Source organism: Vicinamibacterales bacterium, assembly GCA_036504215.1.
Taxonomy (GTDB): domain Bacteria; phylum Acidobacteriota; class Vicinamibacteria; order Vicinamibacterales; family Fen-181; genus FEN-299.
The window spans coordinates 116,459-134,191 of record DASXVO010000033.1 but is presented as its reverse complement, the minus strand read 5'-3'; the positions used below and the strand labels follow the sequence as shown (position 1 = coordinate 134,191).

The 17,733-nt window shown below is 67.5% G+C and carries 16 protein-coding genes; 3 read left to right on the top strand and 13 right to left on the bottom strand.

Annotated features, from left to right (window positions below; translation table 11 throughout):
- Positions 1-40 precede the first annotated feature (40 nt).
- From VGK32_08565 to VGK32_08510, 12 genes are all read right to left on the bottom strand, one after another.
- A complete protein-coding gene (locus VGK32_08565) occupies positions 41-3,799 on the bottom strand; it encodes a PAS domain S-box protein (GenBank protein HEY3381807.1) in 3,759 nt (1,252 codons plus the stop codon).
- A gap of 148 nt (positions 3,800-3,947) precedes the next feature.
- Positions 3,948-4,703: a DeoR/GlpR family DNA-binding transcription regulator gene (locus VGK32_08560; protein ID HEY3381806.1), complete on the bottom strand. Its 756-nt coding sequence runs from the start codon at positions 4,701-4,703 to the stop codon at positions 3,948-3,950.
- Complete coding sequence (locus VGK32_08555; protein HEY3381805.1) at positions 4,700-5,860, bottom strand: class II aldolase/adducin family protein; 1,161 nt, start codon at positions 5,858-5,860, stop codon at positions 4,700-4,702. Before VGK32_08555 ends, VGK32_08560 begins: the two co-directional genes overlap by 4 nt.
- Positions 5,860-6,183 carry a EutN/CcmL family microcompartment protein gene (locus VGK32_08550; protein ID HEY3381804.1) on the bottom strand — a complete coding sequence of 108 codons (324 nt, stop codon included), beginning with the start codon at positions 6,181-6,183 and terminating at the stop codon, positions 5,860-5,862. The genes VGK32_08555 and VGK32_08550 overlap by 1 nt, the downstream gene beginning before the upstream one ends.
- On the bottom strand, positions 6,180-6,470 hold the full coding sequence (locus tag VGK32_08545) for a EutN/CcmL family microcompartment protein (protein ID HEY3381803.1): 291 nt from the start codon (positions 6,468-6,470) through the stop codon (positions 6,180-6,182). Before VGK32_08545 ends, VGK32_08550 begins: the two co-directional genes overlap by 4 nt.
- Positions 6,471-6,479: 9 nt before the next feature.
- Complete coding sequence (locus VGK32_08540) at positions 6,480-7,988, bottom strand: aldehyde dehydrogenase (protein HEY3381802.1); 1,509 nt, start codon at positions 7,986-7,988, stop codon at positions 6,480-6,482.
- Positions 7,985-8,284: a EutN/CcmL family microcompartment protein gene (locus VGK32_08535; GenBank protein HEY3381801.1), complete on the bottom strand. Its 300-nt coding sequence runs from the start codon at positions 8,282-8,284 to the stop codon at positions 7,985-7,987. Before VGK32_08535 ends, VGK32_08540 begins: the two co-directional genes overlap by 4 nt.
- A gap of 87 nt (positions 8,285-8,371) precedes the next feature.
- Positions 8,372-8,644, bottom strand: a complete 273-nt coding sequence (locus VGK32_08530) for a BMC domain-containing protein (protein ID HEY3381800.1) — start codon at positions 8,642-8,644, stop codon at positions 8,372-8,374.
- A 16-nt stretch (positions 8,645-8,660) separates the two neighbouring features.
- A complete protein-coding gene (locus VGK32_08525; protein HEY3381799.1) occupies positions 8,661-8,930 on the bottom strand; it encodes a BMC domain-containing protein in 270 nt (89 codons plus the stop codon).
- 26 nt (positions 8,931-8,956) lie between these two features.
- Complete coding sequence (locus tag VGK32_08520; GenBank protein ID HEY3381798.1) at positions 8,957-9,292, bottom strand: BMC domain-containing protein; 336 nt, start codon at positions 9,290-9,292, stop codon at positions 8,957-8,959.
- Positions 9,289-9,981 (bottom strand): phosphate propanoyltransferase, encoded by a 693-nt coding sequence (pduL, locus tag VGK32_08515; GenBank protein ID HEY3381797.1) that lies wholly within the window; start codon positions 9,979-9,981, stop codon positions 9,289-9,291. The genes VGK32_08520 and pduL overlap by 4 nt, the downstream gene beginning before the upstream one ends.
- The gene (locus VGK32_08510; GenBank protein HEY3381796.1) at positions 9,971-11,137 is read right to left on the bottom strand and encodes a hypothetical protein; all 1,167 of its coding nucleotides are present in this window, start codon (positions 11,135-11,137) and stop codon (positions 9,971-9,973) included. Before VGK32_08510 ends, pduL begins: the two co-directional genes overlap by 11 nt.
- A gap of 200 nt (positions 11,138-11,337) precedes the next feature.
- Between VGK32_08510 and VGK32_08505 the strand changes: the two genes are divergently transcribed.
- Positions 11,338-12,678: a 4Fe-4S dicluster domain-containing protein gene (locus VGK32_08505; protein HEY3381795.1), complete on the top strand. Its 1,341-nt coding sequence runs from the start codon at positions 11,338-11,340 to the stop codon at positions 12,676-12,678.
- Between the two features lie 19 nt (positions 12,679-12,697).
- Positions 12,698-13,258 (top strand): BMC domain-containing protein, encoded by a 561-nt coding sequence (locus VGK32_08500; protein ID HEY3381794.1) that lies wholly within the window; start codon positions 12,698-12,700, stop codon positions 13,256-13,258.
- A gap of 25 nt (positions 13,259-13,283) precedes the next feature.
- On the opposite strand, the gene rhaI is transcribed toward VGK32_08500, so the two are convergent.
- The gene (gene rhaI / locus VGK32_08495) at positions 13,284-14,573 is read right to left on the bottom strand and encodes an L-rhamnose catabolism isomerase (protein HEY3381793.1); all 1,290 of its coding nucleotides are present in this window, start codon (positions 14,571-14,573) and stop codon (positions 13,284-13,286) included.
- Positions 14,574-14,871: 298 nt separating this feature from the next.
- Here rhaI and VGK32_08490 point away from each other — a divergent pair, with 298 nt between their 5' ends.
- Complete coding sequence (locus tag VGK32_08490; GenBank protein HEY3381792.1) at positions 14,872-17,730, top strand: glycosyl hydrolase; 2,859 nt, start codon at positions 14,872-14,874, stop codon at positions 17,728-17,730.
- Positions 17,731-17,733 lie beyond the last annotated feature (3 nt).

Here is a 17,733-nt window from a genome sequence, read left to right as displayed (position 1 = left end):
CTGCTCCCGGACCTCGCGGGTCACGATGCGGGGGCGTGCCTCACCGATCGAGCGCCTCGCGGGCCTTGCCGGCCAGGCTCCTGATCGAAAACGGTTTTTGGAGGAACAGGATGCCGTCCTCCAGGACGCCGTGGTGGGCAATCGTGTTGGCGGTATAGCCGGACATGAACAACGTCCTGGTCTCAGGGCGCTCGGCCAGGATCCGATCCCGCAACTCGCGTCCGTTCATCTCGGGCATCACCACGTCGGTGATCAGGAGATGGATCGGCCCCTCGTGCCCGGCGGAGATCGACAACGCCTCGCTCGGCGTACGGGCCGCGAGAACCGAGTAACCAAGCGTGCCCAGGATCGTGGCGCCGAGCTTCAGGATCATCCCCTCGTCCTCCACCAGCAGCACGGTCTCGGTGCCGCGGCGGGGCGCCCGGTCCTCCGGTGCCACGACCTCCTCGACCTCCTCGGCCTGGAACCTGGGAAGGTAGATCTTGAAGGTGGTCCCCTGACCGGGCTCGCTGTAGACGTTGATGAATCCGTCGTTCTGCTTGACGATCCCGTACACCGTGGCAAGGCCCAGTCCGGTGCCATGGCCGAAGTCCTTCGTCGTGAAGAAGGGCTCGAAGAGATGGTCGAGGACCTCCTGGCTCATACCGCAGCCGTCGTCGCTGACGGCGAGCATGACGAACTGGCCGGGCAGTGAGCCCGCGTGAGTCGCGCAGTAGGACTCGTCGAAACCGGCCTTCCCCGTCTCGATCGTCACCCGGCCCACCCCGGCGATGGCGTCCCTGGCGTTGACGCACAGGTTCGCCAGGATCTGGTCGATCTGGGCAGGGTCCAGCTTGACCGGCCACAGGTCCGCTCTCGGCTTCCATGCCAGGTCGATGTCCTCACCGATGAGCCGCTTGAGCATCTTCAGCATGCCCGTCACGGCGTCGTTCAGGTCGAGGACCTTGGGCGCAATCGTCTGCTTGCGGGCGAAGGCCAGTAACTGCCGGGTCAGGTCCGCCGATCGGACCGCGGCCGCCTGGATCTGCTGCAGGCACTCCCGGACGGGCGGATTCACGGCCGGATCCGAGATGGCCAACTCCGCGTTCCCGAGGATGACGCTCAGCATGTTGTTGAAATCGTGTGCGACGCCGCCGGCCAGTCGCCCGACCGATTCCATCTTCTGCGACTGCATGAGCTGTCCTAGCAGCTTCTCCTTCTCCTGCTCCGCGCGCTTGCGCTCGGTGATGTCGCGAACGAGCGTCACGGCCCGGAGGTCGTCTCCCAGCCGGGTGACCGACGTGCAGACCTCCACGGGGAACGTCGTTCCGTCGAATCGCCGGTGGGTGCTCTCGAACGTCACCGCGGGCTTGCCCATCAGCGCCTGGAATGTTGTCGCGTAGTGTTCCCTGGTCAGCAGGGGGTCGGTATCGAATACCGTCGAGCGCAGCAGTTCCTCCCTCGAACATCCCAGTTGCCGGCAGGCCGCGGTGTTTGCATCCAGGTACCGCCCTTCCGCATCGAGCAACTCGAACGCGTCGCCGGCCTGCTCGATGAGCGTGCGGAAACGTTCCTCGCTCTCGCGCAGCGCCGCCTCGGCCCGGTGACGCGCGGTGACATCCTGCACGGTGGACACCATGAGGTTCTGGCCGGGCACGGGGATGTTGATCGCCGTGACGAACCGCTTGTCCCCGTCGGCGGTGGTAATCGGAATCTCCTCCCAGCGCATCCGGGCGGTGTCGCCGCTGGCCATGTCGGCGGCGATGCGGGCGCGCATGGCCTCGCGGAACGTCGGATCCGGGTAGACCTCCTCGAAGAACTCCTCGACCGAGTGAACGCTGCCCCGCCGGACGCCGTAGATGTCCTCGAACTTTCCGCCCACGAACACGATTCTGCCATCGTGAATCGTGTTGACGGCGAACCCGATAGGGGAGCATTCGAGGATCGCTTCGATGTACTTGTCTCGCTCGCGAACGGCTGCCTCCGCACGCCGGCGTTCGGTGATGTCCACGAACGAAACCAGGGCGCGCGAGAGCGTGTCTTCGTGTCCGCGCTGGACGGCGAAGGTCACGTCGAACACCGCCGTCGTGCCATCGGCGGTCAGGAGCGGAACCTCATCGTGGAAGTGCGTCCGGCCCTCCGCGAGGGCGATCAGTCCATTCTTGAAGGCCTGAAGGGACTCGGCGGTGACATGGCGCGGGATATCGCGGATGGCAGCGTCCTTGTTCTCGAAGCCGAGAACCCTGGCGGCGGCCTGGTTGATGTCGAGGACGCGCGCGCTGGCCGTCAGGCGCGAGGCCTCGTCCGGGTTCCGATCGAGGTGCGCCCGGAAATCGGTCACGCCCGACCGGCGTAGTTCGTCGAAGCGCGCCTTGACGGTCGAGAGGTCTTCCTCCCAGATGGCGATCGGCGAATCCTCGAAGATGGCGCGAAACCGCGATTCGCTCTCGCGCAGCGTCTGCTCGACCCGCCGGTTCTCCGTGATGTCGTGCACCATGCCCACCGATCGCACGGCTCGCCCCGAGGCGTCCCGAAGGTGCCGGCACCTCTCGAGCACGTGACGGACTTCGCCCGTCGCCCGCCGGACGACCCGGTGTTCGACCTCGTACTCGTCCCGCCGATCCCGGAGCGAACCGGCGTACGCGGCATCGACGCCCGCCCGGTCTTCCGGGTGGACGGCCTCGAGGAACATTTCGTACGTGACTTCAACGGATCGCGGGGCGAATCCGAAGATCCGGTAGACCTCATCCGACCAAATCAGGCGGTTCGTACTCAGATCGAGCTCCCAACTTCCCACGAGCGAGATCTCTTCGGCCTTGTTCAGCCTCGCGTGCTGCTCGTCCAGCGATTCGGTGGCTTCCTTCCGCTCGGCCACACTCGCTCCCAGGAAGAGCGCGGGAATCGCCATGATGGCCAGGAAGAGCTGGACGATGATCACGTCGCTCACGAGTGTCCCGAAGTAGTAGAAGGTCGGGAGCCTGTCGGCGGCGGCGAACGGGATGACAATCGCAGCCAGAATCGCCAGGGCCGCGGTGACACCACGCATTCCGAATCGAAGGGCGGCCCAGATGAGGAACGGGAAGGTGGAGTAGGGCAGCAGGAGGAAGAACAGGCCGGATCCGGACAGGTAGCCGAAGGCCAGGAAGTTCAGCGAGGCGAGCGCCGCGAACAGCGCCGCCGCCTCTATCGTCCGCGTTGCATTCCAGGTCGCCGCCCTGCCTGGCCTCGGGGAAGCCCAGACGACGAGGAGAGGAGTGACGAGGATGTTGCCGATGGCGTCTGATGTCGCCCACAATCGCCACGACAGCCAGAACGACGCCCCCGGGATGAACTCGGAGGCCGCGGCGGCCGCGAGCGCCGTGAGGCCGTTGCTGACTATGACGGCGAGGGCGAGGAACCAGACGACGTCCCGAGTCCTCCCGAACGTGATGGGAGACTTCGCGATCCGGACTATCAGCCAGAAGCTCAGCAGCGCGTCACCGGTCAGGACGAGCGCGTAGAGGCCGCTGACGCGGAGCGGCGTTCCGGCAAGCAACTCCGCCGCGAAGTCGGTGAGACAGAGCGCGGCGACGACATGCGGCCTGACTTCTCGACGCGTCAGCAGGATGGCGGAGAGGAAGATGCCCTCGGGCATCCAGATGGGAGCGATGCCCTCGGGTTCCATCACGAATGCGAGGCCGAACCGCGCCGCGAGGAAATAGGCGACGGCGACGAGGGCGATCCAAGACACCCTCCCGGTCGCGGAGAGCTCGATGGGAAAGAGCCGCCGGTTGTCGTCGCGAGCGGTCGCGCCAGCGTAGAGTGACTCAGATGCGGGCATCGACGTGTGCTCCATGATGAGTCGCCGCGTGGCCCAGGGAGAGGTCTCTCTTCAGAGCCTTATATGCGTTTCCGCTGTTGGGCACAACCGGAAGTTGCCGCGAGGAACCCGGGGACCGTGGCGGCCAATCCCGGAGGCCGGCGCGTCCTCAGGCGAGGAGGAGCCTGACGCCGTGGTCCTCGAGCATCTGGCGGTACTCCAGCGCGAGCGACGAGTCCGATACGACCACGTCGGCGATCTCCAGCGGAGCCACGGGGACCATCCCGGGCCGGCCGAACTTCGTGGCATCGGCCACGATGATGACGGTGCGCGACACCTCGATCATGCGGAGTTCGGATCCGACAACGAGCGTGTTGTTGTTGCTGAAGCCGGCGCTGGTGATCCCCCCGATTCCCATGACGAGCACGTCGGCGGCCACGCTGGCGAGCATCCGTTCGCAGAGCGGCCCCAGCATGACCTCGAGCCGCGGGAACAAATAGCCGCCCGTCAAGGTGACTTCGACGTTGCGCGAGGCCCTCAGGAGCTGGGCAATCGCCAGCGAGTTCGTGATGGCATGCACCGACCGGTCGGCCAGCTCGCCCGCCACGCATGCCACGGTGGATCCCCCGTCGAGGATGACGGTCTGGCCTTCGTCGATGAGGGTCGCGGTCAGCCGGCCGATGCGCTGCTTCTCGTCCGACTGGCGCCTGGTCTGCCAGTCGTGATCCAGGAGATGATCGCGCGGCTGGACGGCGAGCGCGCCGCCATGCACGCGCTTCACGATCCTCTGGCGCTCGAGTTCCACGAGGTCGCGGCGGATCGTCGACTCGGAGGTGTCCAGCAGGCGGCAGAGCGATTCCAGGTCGACGAATTCCTGGCGCTCGAGGAGTTGGCGGATGCGCAGGTGCCGGCCGGTCCGATTCATGTCTTGAAGCCTCGTCGTTCGAGTATGGTGACCACCGCCTCGGTCACGTCGCGCACGATCGCGTCGAGATCCATCTCGTCCGGCGGTCTCTCATCGTAGACACAGCCCGGCGGAGGCGCAACCACGATGGCGCCCGGCTCCTCGGCGGCCATCTCTCGGAGCCGGCACGCTTCCGGATTGAACCTCGGATCGGGAAGCCCCAGGCGCTGCTTGAGTTCGAGGAGGTCGGCTTCCTTCTCCGCGGGAATCCTCGAGAAAGGCACACCGAGCTGCGACGCGATCGTCAGCGTCCAGCAATAGGTCTCCAGAACTTCGGCGTACCACTCGGCGTGCGTCACCGTGTCGGCCCAGCAGACGATGCCATGGTTGCCGAGCAGGACGGTGTTGTAGTTCTGCACGAAGGGCAGGACCGTCTGCGCGAACTTCTTGGTCCCGGGCGTTTCGTACGGCGCGTAGGCCACGCGTCCCACGAACACGTCGAACTCGGGAATCACCGCCGAGGGCGGCACCCGGCCGATCACCGCATAGGCCGTCGCGTGCGGAGGGTGGCAATGGACGACGGCCTTGGCCTTCGGCTGGGCCTTGTAGATTGCGAGGTGGAGGAAGATCTCACTGGTCCGGGCGCGGATGCCGATGAGTTCGTTGCCGTCGAGGTCCACCAGGCACAAGTCCTCGGGGCGCAGGTCGGCCTTGCTGAGCAGCGTCGGCGTACAGATGACTTCGTTTGGCCCGAGGCGATACGAGATGTTGCCGCCGTTGCCGTCCACGAACTGCCGGCGCCACAGCTTCTGTCCCGTCGTCACGATCTCGTCCTTGATGGCAACGGCTTCCGGCGAATTGAACAGGTCGCGGACGGCCCGGCTGACGGGAGGCCGCGTCGAGAGTTCGGCCGGAGCGGCGGGAAGCACGGTGGGCACGGCGGCATCGGTTGCGGCGCCTGCCGGTGCACCCGATCGTGTTCGTCGCGCGCGCACGCCAGACGAGGCATCGTGATCGACCGCGCGCAGCACGATGCCGTGCCTTAGCACGGCTTCCCGCGCCGAAGGCGTCAAGACGACCCGCTCGCGCGTCAGGATCTCGGTGGCCCCCTCGCGCACGGCCGTGTCGACGTCCTTCATCGCGATGACGCCGTACGCCGTCAGATCCATCGGTTCCATCAGTGTCCTTCCGTTCCCTGCTTCCAGTCCGCCGGCGGGGGCTTGAACTCGTAGTCGCGGACCACCAGCGCGCAGTAGGCGTCCACCGGCGCCGTTCCCGGATAGTAGGCGTTGGTGGCTTCGGCGCCCTCCACGATTCCAATGAGTTCCCCCTCGCCGGGCGAGAGGCGATCGGCCACGACCACGGAACGCCCGCCACCCTCGCCGTTTCGCGCCTCGAGATTCTCCGCGGTCACCGGCTCGACGAGCAGGAGCGTCGTTCCTGCGAGTCCCGGGGCGGCGAGGCACAACACCACGTGGCCGCGCACGATTCCGAGCCTCACCGCGCACCGCCGCCCGGTTGGCCCGGCGCGTGCACGTGGTCCACGAGACCCACCACCACGAGTCGGGCGGGCACGTTCCTGCCCAGCCACTCGCGGGCCACGTTGCCGTCGGTTGACACGAGCACGGTCGATCCCCGCCCGGCGCCCAACCGATCCAGCACGACCAGCGGTTCGCCGCTCGTTCGGCCGTCAGCCTCCACCCGTTGGGCGATTAGGAAGCGCACGGCGGCGAGGGCCGCGTGCTTGCGGCTGGGCGTCAGCACTCCGTCGATGCGCGCCAGGAACATATCTCCTCGTCAGACGACGCGCAGTGCGCCACCGATCGTGAATTGGCGTTCCCGGGTGAACGTCATCGGCGTCGTGACGCCCTCGCCGGTCGGTGTGGCGATCGTGTGACTGAAGTACCCGGGGCCGTCGACGCCGAGCGCCGCGGTGGAAGGCGCGTTCTGCACGAACAACGTCGTATTGAGTGCGCGCGCCATCCGCGTCGCATGTTCGACGTTGCGCGAGTGGATGACCGCGGTGTGGCGGTAGCCGTGCTCGGCGGCCAGCGCGGCCGCGATCGCCGCGTCGATACAGGGCGTGCGCACGACCGGCAGGAACGGCATCATCTGCTCTTCCTGCACGAAGGGATGCGCTTCCCCGGTCTCGCCGAACAGCAGGTCTGTCCCCGGGGGGACATGGACGCCCGCGGCCGCGGCCAGCACGCTTGCATCCTGGCCGAGCAGGTCGCGCTTCACGTGCGCACGGCCGCAGCCCTTCCCCGGGCCGTCGAACGCGAACGCTGCTTCAGTGAGCTTCGCGATCGCACGTCCGTCCAGTTGCACGGCCCCGGCCCGCCGCAGAGCGTCCGCGAACTGGTCGGCGACCGCCTCGAGGACGAAGACCTCCTTCTCGCCGATGCACAGCAGGTTGTTGTCAAAAGCCGCACCCGTGATGATCGATCGGGCGGCGAGGTCGAGATCGGCCGTGTCGTCGACCACCACAGGCGGGTTCCCCGGTCCTCCCGCGATGACCCGTTTGCCGGACTGCGCAGCGGCCTTGACGACAGCAGGGCCACCGGTCACGCACAAGAGCGCGACGGTCGGGTGGCGGAAGATCTCCTCAGCCGACTGGATGCTCGGCTCGACGACGGTCGTGATGACGTTGACGACGCCGACCTCGCGCTCGATCTCGCGATTGAACATGGCCAGCGCGTACGCGGCCACGGCCGCGCCCGCGGGGTGCGGGCTGAACACGGCGGTGTTGCCGGCGGCCAGGATGTTGATCGCGTTGCTGACCATCGTGGGCACCGAGTGTGTCGCGGGCAGGACCATGCCGATCACACCCCACGGCGCCCGCTCGATCAGGCACAGGCCGGATTGGTCGCTGCGCGCCTCGCTTCGCATCACCTCGACGCCAAGCACGTAGCGCATCGCCTTGAGTTTGGCGATCTTGTGATCGAGCCGGCCGATGCGCGTTTCGGCCAGTTCCATCCGGCCGAGATCCTCTGCGTGCTCTTCGCACAGCCGTCGGATGACGGCAATCATGCGCCCGCGATCCCCGAGGCTCATTTCCGCGACGCGCGACTGCGCGGAGGCCGCGGCCCTCACGGCTTCATCGACGGTGGCGAAGACGCCGTGGCCGATGGCCGCCCGTTTCGACGAGGATGGCGCGACGGCAGGCCGAGTGGCGCCTCCGGGCGCAGCGCCGGCCCGGGCTGACGCGGTCCGTGCGCCGTTGTCCGGCGTGGTGCCGGCGTGCGCGAACAGCCGCGCCACGACCTCCTGGGCGATTTCCGCCACCACGCGATCCCGGTCGATCATTGCGGCATCTCCACCTTCGCGCCGCCCATCTCGATCGTGTCGACGATGCCGACGATGACGGCGTCGGTCGGGCTGTCCTTGGTGGCCGGTGTGAGGCGCGCAGAACTTCCCTGCGTGAAGAGGACGAACGTCCCCAGCCCGGCGCCAACGCTGTCGACCGCGACGACGGAACTGCCGGACTCGCTCACGACGCCGCCCTTGGCGACGTAGGGCTGAACGAGCAGCAGTTTCATGCCCTGGAATTTCGCGTGCTTCTGCGTCGCCACGACGCTGCCGACGACCTTCGCAAGAAACATGGTCCCTTCCTTTCGACGGATGAGCCGCGCGGAACCTGCCAGGCGAGGCCTCGCCGCCCCCCTCCAGCACGCGCGGTCAGCGGCCGGCTAGCCCGGCAAGGTCGCCATCGCATCGTCGTGCGGACGCGCAATGACGTGGACGCTGACGACTTCGCCAACGGTCCGCGCCGCCACGGCGCCGGCATCGACGGCGGCCTTCACCGCCGCCACGTCTCCGGCGAAGAACACCGTGCACAACCCGCTGCCCACCTTCTTCCACCCCCTGAAGGTGACATCGGCGGCCTTGAGCGCCGCGTCGGCGCCCTGGATCAATGCCGTGAGTCCGTGCGTTTCGATCATGCCAATTGCCATCTGTGCCATCTCGCCCTCCCGGCGTCTACGAGAGCATGCCGTCCACGAGGCCATCGTGCGGGCGAGTGATGACATGGAAGGCCACCAGCTCACCGACCGACTTGGCTGCGGCGGCGCCGGCGTCAACGGCCGCCCGGACACTGCCCACATCCCCGCGCACGACCGCCGTCACGTACCCGCCGCCGATCTGCATCGTCCGCGTGAGCCTGACGTTGGCCGCCTTGCACATCGCGTCGGTGGCTTCCACCAGGCCGACGAGCCCCTTGGTTTCGATCAATCCGAGTGCTTCCACCATGATCCAGCTCCCTTGAGAACCCGCGTCTACGCCACGCTGCCTGCGGCAGGCTTGGGCCCGAGTGTGCCGATGAGTCCGTTCAAGTCGTCGTGCGGGCGCGGAATCACCACGACGCTCACAACCTCTCCGAGCCGCTTCGCGGCATCGGCGCCGGCGTCGGTCGCGGCCTTGACCGCTGCGACCTCGCCCTCGACAAACGCCGTGACCAGACCCGAGCCCACCGGCTCCCAGGTCGTGAAGGTCACGTTGGCCGCCTTCAGCATCGCGTCGACGGCTTCGAAGAGCGCCACCAACCCCCGTGTCTCAATCATCCCGAGCGCCGGCTTCGTCGCCCGCCCCTGTTCCTGTTGATCCGATTTCATCGCTCGCCCCCTTTCTCGCTGATGAGTTCGAACTCCCTGGCCTGGTGCAACGCGCACGCATTGGCCTCATCGGTGTCCATGTGCACGTTGAGCCGCGCGTTGCGATCGATGCGAACGTGTACGCGGCCGAAGACGATCCCGGCATCGCCGCCGACCCGAAGCGCCATGACGTCGCCGTGCTTCACCCCGAAGTGGTCGGCGTCGGCGGGATTCATGTGCACGTGAATGGCCGCCCGAATCACGCCCTCGCGGAGGTGGACCATGCCCGCCGGCCCGATGACGTACGCGCCGGGTGTGCCGGCGATGTCGCCCGACAAACGGAGCGGCACATCCTCGAGGCCGAGGCCGATCGCGTCGGAGAACGCCAGCTCGATCTGCGACCGCGTGCGAAGCGGCCCCAGGATGCGCAGGTTCGCGATCACGCGGCCGCGGCGACCGACGAGCGTCACCGTTTCCTTCGCGGCGAAGTTCCCCTCCTGGTACAGCGGCCGATCCGGCGTCAGCTCGTAGCCAGGGCCGAAGAGCGCATCGAGGTCCTCCCGGCTCACGTGCATGTGCCGGGCCGATGGATGCACGACGAGCGGATTCGGGCCGCTCTGGCCGCCGGGGCCGAACCTGGATGCGGCCACCTGGCGCACGATGTCTTCGATGAGCGCGCGGCTGAATGCCACGCAGTTTTCAGTGGCCATCCCTGCCTCCCGACACGCCGATCCTCCGCGCCACGACGTCGGCGGTGGCGCGCGCCACGATCCGTTCTTCGTCGGCCGGCACGATGAGGACGGCCACACGCGAGGCGGCCGAGGAAATCCTGGCCTCTCCGCGGGCCGCCTGGTTGAGGCCGTGGTCGAGAGCGATGCCGAGCCCGGCGAGACCGGCGCAGACGTCCGCGCGAATCGCCGGGCTGTTCTCGCCGATCCCGCCGGAGAAGGTCACGACATCGACGCCGCCCAGCTCCACGAGGAAGGCTCCCACGTAGTGGCGGACCGCGTGCACGAACACATCGAGCGCGAGCCGCGCAGGCGCGTGGCCGCCCGCGGCGGCGTCATCGAGATCGCGGATGTCGCCGCTGAGGCCGCTGAGGCCGGCCAACCCGGACTCGGTGGCGAGCACCCGCGCCATCTCGTCCGGACCGAGACCGCGCTTCTTCATCACGAAGAGGGCGGCGAACACGTCGAGATCACCGCAGCGATTGTTCTGCGGCAGGCCCGACTGCGGCGAGATGCCGAAGCTGGTGTCGATGGCGACGCCATCGCGAATGGCCGCCACACTCGAGCTGCCGCCGAGATGACAGGAGATGTGGCGGAGGCCCGCGCCGAGCGTTGAGCGGGTGTGCTCGCTGGCGGCGCGATGGCTGGCGCCGTGGAATCCGTACCGGCGCACGCCGAGCTCGTCGCGCCACCCCAGCGGGACCGCATAGGTGGTGGTGGCCTCGTCGAGCCGGTCGAAGAACGCGGTTTCGAACACTGCCACGAGCGGCACGTCGGGGAGCGCCCGCTGGAACGACCGCATCGCGGCGACGTAAGGGGGATTGTGCGCGGGCGCGAAGAACGCGAACTCGTCCATGGCCGCCAGCACCTCGGCATCGATGAGGCGCGCGCCGCTCACCGGGCCCGCATGCACGGCCTTGAAACCGATGGCGGCCAGCTCGGCCAGCTGTCGCAGCGGCTTGCCCTGGCCTGCGATCCCGGCGACGCACTGCTCGATGGCCGCCTCATAGTCCGGACAGGCGCTCCCGGGCTGTCCAATGCGTTCAATCCGCCCCTGGGCGAGGACGCTGTCGCGCTCGACCGCGTACAGTCGGTACTTGAACGATGTGCTCCCGATGTTGGCGACCAGGATGTTCATGCAATGACAGATAGTGACAGATAATGACGTCTTTGGCGCCGTCCAGCGATGGAGGCTGATACCGTGTTATTTCCTTATCTGTTCACTGTTCCCAACCTGCGATCGGCATGATGATACGAACCTGATTGACAGATGTCAAACAGATTATCTATTCTATCGGTCACAACAATGACCAAATATGATAGAAAGTGGTCATAGAGATGCCAAATAGATCCAGCGGGCCGTCCCCAGTTCCACCCGTGGCCACGTCGCTCGAACGTATCGCCGAACTGGGCGTCGTCGGCGCCGGCGGCGGCGGATTTCCCACCGCCGCCAAGTTGGCGACCCGCGTCTCGACGATGATCGTCAATGGCGCCGAGTGCGAGCCACTGCTGCACAAGGACAGAGAGCTCCTCTCCCATCTCGCGGAACCGATGCTGCGCGGGCTCTCGGCGGCGATGGGGCTGGTCGGCGCTCGCATCGGGATCATCGGGATCAAGGAGAAGTACTCGGACGTGATGTCCGGATTGGCGCCCAGGCTTCCGTCGGGTGTGCGCATCCTGCCGCTTCGCGACAGCTACCCGGCCGGCGACGAGTTCCTGCTGGTTTACGACGCTGTCGGTCGCGTCATCCCGCCTGGCGGATTGCCCAAGGATGTCGACACGGTCGTCGCCAATGTCGAGACGCTCGTCAACGTCGGCCTGAATGAGCCGGTCACCCACAAATACGTGACGGTTGGCGGCGCGGTTCGGGCGCCGGTCACCCTGCGCGTCCCGGTCGGGATGAGCATCGGTGCGGTCCTCGCGCGGGCTGGCGGGGCCACCGTGGCTGAATTCGACGTGCTGATGGGAGGCGTGATGATGGGCCGGCTCGCCTCCGGGCTCGATGAAGTCGTCACCAAGACCCTCGGCGGCCTCATCGTCCTGCCCACCGCGCACCCACTCATAGGCCGCTACAGGGCGACCCCGCGCCAAATCGCACGAATCGGCCGGTCTGCGTGCGACCAGTGTCGGTTCTGCACGGACCTTTGCCCGCGCTACCTCATGGGCCATCCGATCGAGCCGCACCGGGCGATGCAGTCACTGGGATTCTCCCCGAGCCCGACGTCGATGGTGGCGAGCACGCTCTACTGCTGCGAGTGCAACCTGTGCAGCCTCTATTCGTGCCCGGAGAACCTCGACCCCAAGAACGTGTGCGCGGCGGCGAAGCCGGTCGCACGTGAGAGAGGGCTGTCCTGGTCCGGAACGGCAGAATCCGTGGTGCCGCATCCGCTGGCGGCGGACCGGCGTGTGCCGATGCGCCGCCTGATGTCGAGGCTCGGCCTGACCGACTTCGACAACGTCGGGCCGCTCGAGGATCTCGCCGTCGCACCACGCCGCGTGGTGCTGCCGCTCAAGCAGCACGCCGGCGCCCCTGCCGTGGCCGTTGTTCGACCGGGCGATCGTGTCTCGGTGAGTGATCTCGTCGCGGCTCCGGCGGCCGGTGCGCTCGGAGCCCGGATTCACGCCAGCATCGCGGGCGTCGTGTGTTCGGTTGGCGACGCCGTGGTGATTGAGGCGTGAGGGTGAAAGGGAGGCTGGCGTGTCGAAGCTGAGGTCGGTGGGACTGGTCGAGGTCGCCTCCATCGCCGTTGGCTACGTGGCACAGGATGCGATGCTCAAAGCGGCGAGCGTGGAATTGCTGCTCGCGCGGACCATCTGCTCAGGGAAGTACCTCATCGTCATCGGCGGTGAGGTGGCCTCCGTGCAATCCTCTGTGGACGCGGGAGCGGCGCTCTGCGGCGGGTCGCTCATCGAACGGCGCGTCGTCACCAAGGTGCACCCGAGTGTGTTCCCCGCGATCGGCTTGTCGGTTGATGCGGCGCCGGAGCGGGTCAGTGCGCTTGGGCTCATCGAGACCTTCTCCGCGTCGAGCATCGTGGAAGTTGCCGACGCGGCGGCCAAGGCCGCCGATGTGGTGCTCTTCCGAGTCCACCTGGCGATGGCGATTGGCGGCAAGGGCTTCGTGTTGATGACGGGCGACATCGCGAGCGTCGAAGCCGCCGTCGCGGCTGGTGCCGCGGTGGCATCCGAGGAGGGGATCCTGGTCGGCAAGGCCGTGATCCCGGGGCCCGCGAAGGAACTGTTCCGCGAGTTCATGTAGGGACCGGAATCGGGAGCCCCTGCCGTCAGACGATCCCGCCTCCGCGTCGCGCGTCGGCGGGGCGTTCCTCCGCTGCGCGCTGCCGATAGCCGCTCGCCCGATAGACCGCCACCGGGTCGATCGCGCCGCCCCGGGTGCGGCGGGCCATGGCGAGTATCGGGGCGACGTCGGTCGTGAAGGCCTGCTTCAGCGTGGCGAGCGCCATGATCGCGTCGTTGCGCTCCTGACAGGCGTGGAGCGCCGTACGATCCACGAGCCATGCCTGCACGTAGGCCCGCTGCACCTCCATGGCGCTGACCATCAGTGACTCGATTGGATCGGTCACGTTGTGCGATTGGTCGAGCATGTAGCACGGATCGAAGCCGGCCACCTGCTCCATCTCCGCGCACACGAGTTCGTTGAAGACCAGGAACAGCTGGAACGGCTTGACGGATCCCGCATCGAGGTCGTCATCGCCATATTGGCTGTCGTTGAAGTGAAAGCCGCCCAGCTTGCCGAACTGGATGAGGCGGGCGACGATCATCTCGATGTTCACGTTCGGCGCATGATGGCCGAAGTCGACCAGCGAGAACGCCCGGTCGCCGAGTTCTCGGGCACAGTAGTAGCTGACGCCCCAGTCGTTGAGCACCGTCGAATAGAACGCCGGCTCGTAGAGCTTGTGCTCGATGAAGAGCCGACAGTCCGGCGGCAGGACGGCGTAGATGGCTCTGAGGCTGTCAAGATACCGATCGAGCGCCCGGCGCACGTGGTGCTGGCCCGGGAAGTTGCCGCCGTCGCCAACCCAGACCGAGTGTGCGCGCGCGCCGAGTTTCTGACCCAACTCGAGGCAGTGACGGTTGTGCTCCACGGCCTGCCGGCGCACACCCGGATCGGTGTGAGAGAGGCTGCCGAACTTGTAGGACTGCGCTTGACCGGGCTGATCCTCGAACGTGTTGGAGTTGGTCGTGCCGAGGGTGAGTCCGCGTTCGGCGGCAAACGCCCGGAGCGCGTCCGGATCGTCCGGCTCGTCCCACGGAATGTGCAGCGAGATATCCGGGGCGATGCGGACAAGCCGGTTGACCACCTGACAGTCGTCGAGCTTCTCGAAGACGTTGCGGGGCTCGCCTGGCCCGGGAAACCGTGCGAAGCGTGTGCCTCCCGTGGCGACACCCCAGGAGGGCACAGCCACGACGAAGGCCGCGGCCCGGGCCTGCACCGCGGCGATGTCGATGCCGCGACGCGCCAGTTGGCGCCCGAGGTGGTCGTAGTCGTCGTCCAGCGCCGCGCCGGATCGGTCCCTGTCAGCCTCGATGAGCGCATTCCACGCAATCGCCATGACGTGTCCCCCCCTTGCCTCGCTACGGCCACCCCTCCGGCAGGATCGACACTGTCACGCTTCGCGCCCGGCCCGGGCAAGCCCGGCGAACGACACGAGGAGGGGTTTGCATACAGAAACGTCACCGACCCCAGCTCGCTCCGCATGACAGCGGTCAGGAGTTGTGCTATACAAAACGTCCATGGTTGAGGAACCAGCGTCCAACACGCGACGATCCGCCCGCGACGTGTACCCGATCAAGTCCGTCGTGTGATTGCTTGCGCGGTCGTCCCGACACGCGCAGGCTCCACACAATACCATGCGCCTGACAGGCATTCGCACCGCGACGTCGGCCGCCGTCATCTCCGCCGTGTTGCTGGCGGCGAGCGCGAGTCGTCCGGTTCTCGCGCAGATCACGAACACGCCCCCATCCGCCGCGCAGGCCGCGTCGTCCGCCCTGGCCGACCTCGCACGCCAGTTCCGCACGCCGCCAGACGAGGCGCGGATCATGATGCGGTGGTGGTGGTTCGGGCCGACGGTCACGACGGCGGGCCTCGAGCGCGAAATGCGCCTGATGAAGGACGGCGGCATCGGCGGGTTCGAAATCCAGCCGGTGTATCCGTTGGTGCTCGACGATTCCGCGCAGCACCTCGTCACCCACCCGTTTCTCTCCGACGCCTTCATCGACGACGTGCGCTTCGCCGCTCGAACGGCGAAAGAGCTCGGCCTGCGCGTCGACCTCACCGTGGGCAGCGGATGGCCGTACGGCGGCCCACAGGTCGGGATCAGCCAGGCCGCCGGCAGGTTGCGGGTCGAGCGTGTTGCCGTGGCTTCGGGCGTCGATCGTGTGCCCGCGCCCGACATTCGCGCTGGCGAACGGCTCATCGCAGCGTTTCTGGCGCCGTCCTCGCCGGCCTCCACCACCGACGGCCTCCGCGAAGTCACCCCCATCGCCGACGGGATCGTTCGGTTGCCCGATCGTCTGCCGCGCGCCCGGGAGGTCCTGTTCTTCATCAGCAGTCGGACGGGCATGATGGTGAAGCGCCCCGCCGTTGGCGCCGAAGGGTTCGTCCTCAACCACTACGATCGCGCCGCGGTCGATCACTATCTGCAGGCGGTTGGCGATCGCCTGCTGTCGGCCTTCGGCGCCGCGCCGCCGTACGCGGTGTTCTGCGACAGCCTCGAAGTCTACGGGTCCGATTGGACCGACGATCTCCTCGAGGCGTTTCGGGCTCGCCGCGGCTACGACCTGCGTTTGTTGCTGCCCGCGCTCGTACTCGATGCCGGGCCGACCACGGCCGCGATTCGCCACGACTGGGGCCAGACGCTGACCGAACTCGTGACGGAGCGCTTCCTTGCGCCCGTTCAGGAGTGGGCGCGGCGCCACGGCACGCGGTTCAGGCTCCAGGGATACGGCATCCCCCCGGCCACCATCTCGAGCAACGCCGGCGTCGATCTCCCCGAAGGCGAAGGGGCGCAGTGGAAGACGCTACGCGCGTCGCGGTGGGCAGCGTCGATCGGGCACCTCTACGACCGGCCGGTCATATCGTCCGAGACGTGGACATGGCTGCATTCGCCGACGTTCATGGCGACACCGCTCGACATGAAGGCGGAAGCCGACCTGCACTTCCTCCAGGGCATCAACCAGTTGATCGGGCATGGGTGGCCGTACACCGCCGACGGGGTTGCGTATCCTGGGTGGCGGTTCTACGCCGCTGGCGTCTTCAACGACAAGAACCCCTGGTGGATCGTGATGCCCGACCTCGCGCGCTACCTGCAGCGGACGAGTTTCTTGCTGCGCCAGGGCCGGCCGGCGAACGACGTCGCCGTCTACCTGCCGAACGACGATGCCTGGGCGCGGTTCGCGCCGGGAAAGGTCGGGAGCCTGATCGAGGCGATGGCCCGGCGCCTCGGGCCTGACGTCGTGTCGGCCGTTCTCGACGCGGGGTTCAATCTCGACTTCATCGATGACACCGTGCTTGCCGAACGGGCGCGGGTTGATCAGGGCCACATCGCGATCGGTCGGAACCGCTATCGCGCCATCGTCATCCCGGATGTCGAACGGATGCCGGTCCGGACGATTCGTGCGCTCGAGTCCTTCGCGAAGCAGGGCGTGTGCGTGGTGGCGACGAGGCGCACACCGGCGCTGGCGCCTGGCTACCTGGCCTCGCCCTCGGACCATGACGAGATCCGTACGACGGCTGATCGCCTGTTCCGCGGTGCGTCACCGGCCGGCCTGCTCGTCGAGCAAGAGGCCAATCTCGGCGTGGCGTTGCGATCCCGCCTGCTGCCCGACATGGCGGTGTCCGCCGGCGCTCGGGACATCGGGTTCGTGCACCGGCGCACCGAGGCGGGAGACATCTATTTCGTGGCCAACACGTCGAACGTACGCCAGTCGTTCGACGCGACATTCCGCGTCCCGGCTCGTGGGGTGGAGCAGTGGAACCCGTTGACGGGGGAGCGTGCGCCGGTCGATCTTCGTCGCCCAACGCCTCGGTCTGGCGCGACGCTGGCCCTCGACCTCGCGCCGTATGAGTCCACGGTGATCGTGTTCCCCATGGGCGCGGCTGGAATGACGGCCGGACGTCCCCCACGATCCGGGACGCTCCCTCCGCCCCTCGACATCAGCTCAGGCTGGCGGGTGACCTTCGGTCCGACGGGGGCGCCCACGGAGTGGGCCACGCTGCGATCCTGGACCGACGATGAGGCGACGCGGTTCTTTTCGGGGGTCGCCAGGTACGAGAAGACCGTCGACGTGTCCGCGGCGATGCTGAGACGCGGACAGTCGCTCCGCCTCGATCTCGGCGCGCCCAAGGTCATTGACGTCGGCGGCCCGAAGGCGCGGATGCAGGCGTGGCTCGATGCGCCCGTGCGTGATGCTGCAGTCGTCTTCGTGAACGGCCAGCGCGCCGGCTCCGTCTGGTGCCCGCCGTACTCCCTGGACGTGACCCCGTTCCTGCGGTCGGGCCCCAACGTCATCCGCATCGACGTCGCGAACCTCGCGATCAACTACATGGCCGGGCACGCGCTGCCCGACCACACGCTGCTGAGCCTCCGGTACGGTACGCGGTTCGAGCCCCAGGACATGGACAAGGTGCGGCCCGTTCCTGCCGGTCTCTTCGGTCCCATCCGACTTGTCGCCGCGCCGGCCGCGCGGGCGACAACACCATCACGATAGGAC

Excerpts from the sequence above, each read along its gene's own strand:
- VGK32_08545 (HEY3381803.1), bottom strand. The coding sequence starts at position 6,470 with ATGTTCCTGGCGCGCATCGACGGAGTGCTGACGCCCAGCCGCAAGCAC.
- VGK32_08510 (HEY3381796.1), bottom strand. The coding sequence starts at position 11,137 with ATGAACATCCTGGTCGCCAACATCGGGAGCACATCGTTCAAGTACCGA.
- VGK32_08535 (HEY3381801.1), bottom strand. The coding sequence starts at position 8,284 with ATGTTTCTTGCGAAGGTCGTCGGCAGCGTCGTGGCGACGCAGAAGCAC.
- rhaI (HEY3381793.1), bottom strand. The coding sequence starts at position 14,573 with ATGGCGATTGCGTGGAATGCGCTCATCGAGGCTGACAGGGACCGATCC.
- VGK32_08490 (HEY3381792.1), top strand. The coding sequence starts at position 14,872 with ATGCGCCTGACAGGCATTCGCACCGCGACGTCGGCCGCCGTCATCTCC.
- VGK32_08520 (HEY3381798.1), bottom strand. The coding sequence starts at position 9,292 with ATGAAATCGGATCAACAGGAACAGGGGCGGGCGACGAAGCCGGCGCTC.
- VGK32_08555 (HEY3381805.1), bottom strand. The coding sequence starts at position 5,860 with ATGGAACCGATGGATCTGACGGCGTACGGCGTCATCGCGATGAAGGAC.
- VGK32_08530 (HEY3381800.1), bottom strand. The coding sequence starts at position 8,644 with ATGGCACAGATGGCAATTGGCATGATCGAAACGCACGGACTCACGGCA.
- VGK32_08565 (HEY3381807.1), bottom strand. The coding sequence starts at position 3,799 with ATGCCCGCATCTGAGTCACTCTACGCTGGCGCGACCGCTCGCGACGAC.
- VGK32_08505 (HEY3381795.1), top strand. The coding sequence starts at position 11,338 with ATGCCAAATAGATCCAGCGGGCCGTCCCCAGTTCCACCCGTGGCCACG.
- pduL (HEY3381797.1), bottom strand. The coding sequence starts at position 9,981 with ATGGCCACTGAAAACTGCGTGGCATTCAGCCGCGCGCTCATCGAAGAC.
- VGK32_08540 (HEY3381802.1), bottom strand. The coding sequence starts at position 7,988 with ATGATCGACCGGGATCGCGTGGTGGCGGAAATCGCCCAGGAGGTCGTG.
- VGK32_08525 (HEY3381799.1), bottom strand. The coding sequence starts at position 8,930 with ATGGTGGAAGCACTCGGATTGATCGAAACCAAGGGGCTCGTCGGCCTG.
- VGK32_08560 (HEY3381806.1), bottom strand. The coding sequence starts at position 4,703 with ATGAATCGGACCGGCCGGCACCTGCGCATCCGCCAACTCCTCGAGCGC.